The sequence below is a fragment of the Lyngbya aestuarii BL J genome, from assembly GCF_000478195.2.
Taxonomy (GTDB): domain Bacteria; phylum Cyanobacteriota; class Cyanobacteriia; order Cyanobacteriales; family Microcoleaceae; genus Capilliphycus; species Capilliphycus aestuarii.
Map to the genome: position 1 here is coordinate 83781 of NZ_AUZM01000022.1, position 6524 is coordinate 90304.

At 40.6% G+C, this 6524-nt stretch carries 5 protein-coding genes; 4 read left to right on the top strand and 1 reads right to left on the bottom strand.

All coding sequences use genetic code 11. The annotated features are described in order from the left end of the window. Position 1 precedes the first annotated feature (1 nt). Positions 2–1393 carry an ABC transporter substrate-binding protein gene (locus M595_RS11730; RefSeq protein WP_152983565.1) on the bottom strand — a complete coding sequence of 464 codons (1392 nt, stop codon included), beginning with the start codon at positions 1391–1393 and terminating at the stop codon, positions 2–4. Between the two features lie 700 nt (positions 1394–2093). On the opposite strand from M595_RS11730, the gene M595_RS11735 reads away from it, so the two are divergent. The 4 genes from M595_RS11735 (at position 2094) to M595_RS11750 (ending at position 6439) form a co-directional block, all read left to right on the top strand. Continuing rightward, positions 2094–2969 (top strand): SDH family Clp fold serine proteinase, encoded by an 876-nt coding sequence (locus M595_RS11735; protein WP_040483981.1) that lies wholly within the window; start codon positions 2094–2096, stop codon positions 2967–2969. A 50-nt stretch (positions 2970–3019) separates the two neighbouring features. Next, positions 3020–5086: a prolyl oligopeptidase family serine peptidase gene (locus tag M595_RS11740; protein WP_023066445.1), complete on the top strand. Its 2067-nt coding sequence runs from the start codon at positions 3020–3022 to the stop codon at positions 5084–5086. A gap of 470 nt (positions 5087–5556) precedes the next feature. Further along, a complete protein-coding gene (locus M595_RS11745) occupies positions 5557–5895 on the top strand; it encodes a hypothetical protein (RefSeq protein ID WP_023066386.1) in 339 nt (112 codons plus the stop codon). Positions 5896–6103: 208 nt separating this feature from the next. Beyond that, complete coding sequence (locus tag M595_RS11750; protein ID WP_009783543.1) at positions 6104–6439, top strand: hypothetical protein; 336 nt, start codon at positions 6104–6106, stop codon at positions 6437–6439. Positions 6440–6524 lie beyond the last annotated feature (85 nt).

Here is a 6524-nt window from a genome sequence, read left to right on the forward strand (position 1 = left end):
TCTATCTGTTCGCCTCATTTTCAGTCGATTGTTTCGGCCAACTTTTATTAATATCAACCAACACCCTATCGATATCTTGACCATCAATATAATTAAGAATTCCGAGCCAGAAAGCTCCAGTACCAACTGTTCCCGGCATAATATCGGAGCCATCAAAACGAATTGTATCGGCATTTAATAAAATTTCAGCTTGCTTGCGAGTAACAGTATCAGGATAAACCTCTAAACTCACACCCCGATGGGGAGAAATATAGCCTCCCATTGACGCCGAAATTTCGTGAGGTTGAATAGAGGCTAAATATTGCATTAATTGCCGAGCTTGGGGTGTATCGTTGAACATGGCAACGACATCGCCGCCGACTAAAATAGGTAAGCCAAATTCTTCGTTAATCGGGGGTAAAGGAAAAATATCGACATTTTGACCCAGTACCACACCTTCCGGGAAAAAACTACTAATAAAACTGGCTTGACGGTGTAGATAACACTCAGGCGGATCGGTAAATAAACCGTTGGGAGACAAACCAAAGGGAATGTTAACGATACCAATGGTACCGCCAACAACGTATTTAGGATTGAGGGCGATTTGACCAAACTTTTCAAAGGCTTCTTTAATCGGTGGAGAATTAAACGGGATTTTGTGTTGAACCCACTGATCATAAACTTCTGGGCCATAAGTTCGCAGGACAATATCTTCAATCCAATCCGTACCGACCCATCCAGTTGCATCTCCGCTTTGGATTCCCAAACACCAAGGAACACGGCCATCGGCGACAATTTGATCGGAGAGAGCGACCAGTTCATTCCAGGTTTTCGGGACGGTGTATCCGGCGGCTTGAAAGGCTTGAGGATTATACCAGACTAAACTTTTAACGGAGGCTCTATACCAAATTCCGTAGATTTTGCCATTCACAGTACCCAAAGTCAGCCAGTCGTCTGAAAAAGCTTGAGTGAGATCTTCTCTATCAATGACGGTTTCGAGGGGAACGAGTAAGTCTTTTTGAGCAAAGTCTGCCATCAAACCGGGTTGAGGAAACATCGCAATATCGGGCGCATTTCCCGCTTCAACCCGCACAGGAAGCAGGGTGCTAAAGGCTTCTGTTCCCTGATAAATGACTTCGATCCCCGTTTTTTCAACAAAGGGGGTCAGTGCAGCTTCTAGCTTTTGTTGTTGCGGGCCTGTCATTGCCCCTAATATCGTCACAGTTCCCTGGGAGGGGGGATTGCTCTGAGTTTGTTGGTTTTGATTTTCCGCCGTTCCCGCACTACAAGCAACAGTCAAGACCGACAGACTCACCAACAAGCCTGCATTGCTGAATGCACGACGGTACTGACCGCAAGAACACCAAATTTTATCAACTTGAATAATCACTCTATAAATTTGAGCTTCCCACATTGTGATTTCCTCCTGACTAGACTTTAGCTATTTGGAAAATAAAGAGCAACACAGTTAGACTGTTAGACCCAAGCTGTTCTATAAAGTTACACTCCATTTTGAGCAAAATAACCAGAGGAACAGTGCAAATATGATTAGTCTGAGACTTTTGTCTCCGGTGTCCAGCGATTGATGATCAAATTAACTTGATATGCTCGAATAATCTGTTATATAGTGGGTATAAATAAGTTTTGGCTCAATTCTGGGTATTCTCAGAGAAATAATCGCTACATCGCCTCACTTGATTAGTCTTTCAGACCGCATCTGTTTTCAAAAGTGCCACGAATTCTCAGAAAAAACACCGCTCCTGAAGCGAGAGCGGTGCATAGGGGGTGTTATGGGTGTTACGGCTACTAGAGTAGCAGAGTCGAACTGGGTCTGAGTCTCAAGCTTGTGCTAGTTGAAAAATTGTCACAATATTTTTAGGATTCTGGAGTTGACTCAACTGACATTGGGCCAAAAAAACACCGCTCCTGAAGCCAGAGCGGTACATAGGGGGTGTTATGGGTGTTATGAGTCCTACGGTAACAGACCCCATATTTAGTGATCAGGATGGTTGTGCAAGTGATCAAATTGTCACAATTGAGGAGCACAGATGTTATAATTCCCTAGACTCAAAGGATGGCAAAATGGGAAATCAGATGCCAAAACAAGGGTTGCTATGAATTTTAGTCTTTTCGATCTATTCTGGATTTTTCTGCTGATCAGCTCTTTGCAACCTGTAATTCAGAAACGTTCAATGGAGTCCCGTCGGATCAAAGCGATTCGAGAATTTGAACAAAAGCGCAAAAGTCGGGTCATCCTGCTGATTCATCGTCAAGAGTCGATTAGCTTGTTCGGAATACCACTCTCTCGTTATATCAGCATCGAGGACTCAGAACAGGTACTCAGAGCCATTCGCCTCACTCCTCCTGATGTTCCCATTGATTTAATTCTGCATACTCCGGGCGGTTTGGTATTAGCGACGGAACAAATTGCTCATGCTCTCATTCGTCATCAGGCTAAAGTTACGGTGTTTGTGCCTCATTATGCCATGAGTGGAGGGACGATGTTAGCTTTGGCCTCGGATGAGATTGTCATGGATGAAAACGCCGTATTAGGCCCGATTGATCCCCAGTTAGGTAATTTTCCGGCAGCAAGTATCTTAAAAGTTCTTGAAGATAAACCGATTAGTGAAATTGATGATCAAACTTTGATTATGGCGGATATTTCTCGGAAAGCAATTCGTCAAGTTCAAGACTTTGTAAGAACTTTGCTTGAAGATAATATTCCACAACAAAAAATTGATCCTAGCCGCATTGATGGGGTGATTCATACCTTAACGACAGGTCGTATTACCCATGATTGTCCGATTATGGCAGAAGAAGCAGCAGAATTGGGATTACCTGTAACACCGGGATTGCCAAAATCAATTTATGATTTGATGGATTTGTATCCTCAGCCGCGAGGAAATCGTCCGACTGTACAATATATTCCGATGCCCTATAATCAACCTGGGGCGATACCTGAACGAACCAAAAAATCAGATCGACGCTAATTTTTCTTTGAACAATACTCAACCTAAATTGTTATATAAAGACAGAAATTATGTTAGACTCTAAACCTTCTTTAACTTATCCGACCACTCGCCAAGGGGATCACGTTGATGATTATCATGGGGAAAAGGTTGCTGATCCCTATCGTTGGCTCGAAGATCCCAACTCAGAAGAAACAAAGGCCTGGATTCAAGCCCAAAATGAGATAACATTTGCTTATCTTCAACAAATTCCTGCCCGAGAAAAGCTGAAACAACGCCTGACTAAACTTTGGGATTTTGCTAAATATAGCACACCTTATAAACAGGGAAATCGCTATTTTTATTATAAAAATGACGGTTTGCAAAATCAAAGTGTATTGTATGTTTTAGATGATTTAGAAGATCAGCCCGAGGTTTTACTAGACCCCAATACGTTATCTGAAGATGGTACCGTTGCCTTATCTGGGGTTTCTATTAGTGAAGATGGAAATTTGATGGCTTATGGGATTTCGACATCGGGTTCAGACTGGCAAGAGTGGAAAGTTCGAGATGTTAATACCAAACAAGATCTCGACGATCATTTAAAGTGGGTTAAATTTTCGGGAGCGTCTTGGACACACGACCACAAAGGCTTTTTCTACAGTCGTTACAACGAACCTAATGAAAACACTAAACTTGAAGATAGCAACTACTATCAAAAGTTATTTTATCATCGTTTAGGTACACCTCAATCTGAAGATCTTTTAATCTACGAACGTTCAGATCAAAAAGAATGGGGTTTTGGGGGTTCAGTCACAGAAGATGGCAAATATTTGATCATTTCGGTTTGGCAAGGAACTGATCCTAAAAATCTAGTTTTTTACAAAGATTTAACTCTATCCGATGCACCTGTAATTGAACTGATCAGCGAATTTGAAGCTGAATATAATTTTCTTGATTATCAAGAGACAAAGTTTTGGTTTCAAACGGACTTGAATGCTCCGAAAGGGAAGGTGATTTCCCTCGATATTGAGAGTGGAGAACGAACTGAAATTATCCCCGAAATTGAAGAAACTCTCCAAGGAATTAATGTTCTCAATCATCAGTTTGTGGCTTTTTATCTCAAAGATGCTCACACTCAAATTAAAATCTTAAATCTGGATGGTTCTTTTGTGCGAGAAGTCGAACTCCCAGGAATTGGTTCAGCAGGAGGATTTCGTGGTAAACGTCAGGACACAGAAACATTTTATGCCTATACCAGTTTTACCACACCTACGACGATTTATCGTTATGATATGGTAACAGGAGAAAGCCGTCTGTATCGTCAGCCAGAAGTTGATTTTAACCCCGAAAATTACGAAACCCAACAAATTTTTTATCAAAGTAAAGATGGAACTCAAATTCCCATGTTTATTACTCACAAAAAAGGTTTATCACTTGAGGGGAATAATCCGACGATTTTGTATGGCTATGGAGGGTTTAGTGCTTCCTTAACCCCCAATTTTTCGATTAGTCGCATTGCTTGGTTAGAAATGGGGGGAGTTTATGCAATTCCTAACCTCCGAGGTGGTGGTGAATATGGAGAAGAATGGCATCAAGCGGGTACAAAACACAACAAGCAAAATGTCTTTGATGACTTCATTGCTGCGGCGGAATGGTTGATTGAAAATCAGTATACTTGTTCGCAAAAATTAGCGATTTCTGGGGGAAGTAATGGCGGTTTATTAGTGGGGGCTTGTATGACTCAACGCCCAGATTTGTTTGGGGCGGCTTTACCCGCAGTTGGGGTGATGGATATGTTACGCTTCCATAAGTTTACGATTGGTTGGGCTTGGTGTTCAGACTATGGTTCACCAGATAATGCCGAAGATTTTCAGGCAATTTATGCTTATTCTCCCTTGCATAATTTGAAACCTGAAACGGCTTATCCGGCAACTTTAATTACAACTGCCGATCATGATGATCGGGTAGTTCCGGCGCATAGTTTTAAGTTTGCGGCAGCCTTACAAGCGGCTCATTTGGGAGATAATCCGGTGCTAATTCGGATTGAAACAAAAGCTGGACATGGTGCGGGTAAACCGACGGCAAAAATTATTGAAGAATTAGCAGATGGATTTGCTTTTTTGGTGAGAGTATTTGAGATGAATTCTATGTTTTAAGCGATTGAGTTCTTTGGGGTTGAGAGCGGCGACTTTTCACTTAAAATTAAGTGATTTGAATCGGTATCATTTAAGTAGAATGTCGTCAAGTTCAACCCTAAATCTAGTGAATATTAAGTTTTTTTTCAAGTTGCATCGGTCGAAGATTAAGTTAAACTTAAAGTTGGGTTGCTTTTGTTAAAATTATGCTAGATTATTTAGTCACAAGCTCATTGGAGCCATGGGTTAATCAAGGCTATACATCGGGAACCATTGAGCGAGAATCTTGATCATTAAATTCTGAATATCCATTAACATTAGATTTACGAAAATTCACACAAAAACAATTTTTTTTGTCAAACTGTAAAATAGAGCGAAAAAATGCTGACTTAGTTATCCAGTTTATAAAAAATATCTTAAGAGAAAGTGAGTTTAGGGGGAAAGTGCATTGTAAAATAAAGAGGACACCACGCCACACACAATAGAGAAAAATGACCCAAAGTAACCCCGAAACTCAAACCATTCAAGAACAAACTGGACTCAGACAGAGGCATTTTGCTGATCTGATTCGAGTTGCACAAATCATTTTTGATCCTTGTGGAGGAATTACAGGTCGAGTTGTGAATGCGGATTGGCAAGAATTTGGTATTCCGATTGAAGTTGAAAAAAATCTTAAACTTTTAGGAGAGAAATATCGCTATGCTTCTCCTCATTTACCGATGGCAGAAGTTTGGGAACAGTTAACCCCGGAAACACGAAGTTGGTTTATTGAAAATAAAAATAAATTGTGGATGTTAGAAGAAGCATTTCCGGCACTTGATGAAGACTAAATATTAACCTCACGTCACGACGACTCGATTTGATTTCACCCAACCCAGACGGCCCAATGGGTCGTCTAAACTTTATAATTAATTATGAAACATTTAAAGAAATTTATGAGATAATAGAAATGAACCTTGACTTTAGTTTTAAAATGTATTATATATGTAATATAATACAGATAGTCGTTCCATATGCTGATCTGAGGCAAGTTAAACAGTGAGCAATTTCTCACAGAAGGTCAACCCAAAACCCAATCTTCTCTATCAACGACTAGAGGAGGCTCTCCAACAGGGGAATGAAGTGCAGGTCGTATCATCTTGTGGCAGATTTTTTGGTATTCCCTCTGCTCTTGATGAAGATTTTTTGGAACTCGTTAATCTGTATATTCCCTCTGAAGAAGAAGGTTGGGAAGATGAGCCATACGAACGCACAGTTTGGTTGATTAAAATTTCTGAGATTGTTGCAGTTGCTTATCCAATTCAATCGTTATCAAAAGCTCAATTAGAGTCATTGATTAACCCCAGTCAAACAGTCTTTGAATCCGAAGATTAATCAAGCCATTCAATGAGGTGGTTTCCCAAGACTTCAAACACGATAACCCGGAATTTATCTCGGGGATAGAATGAATTTTAATTCA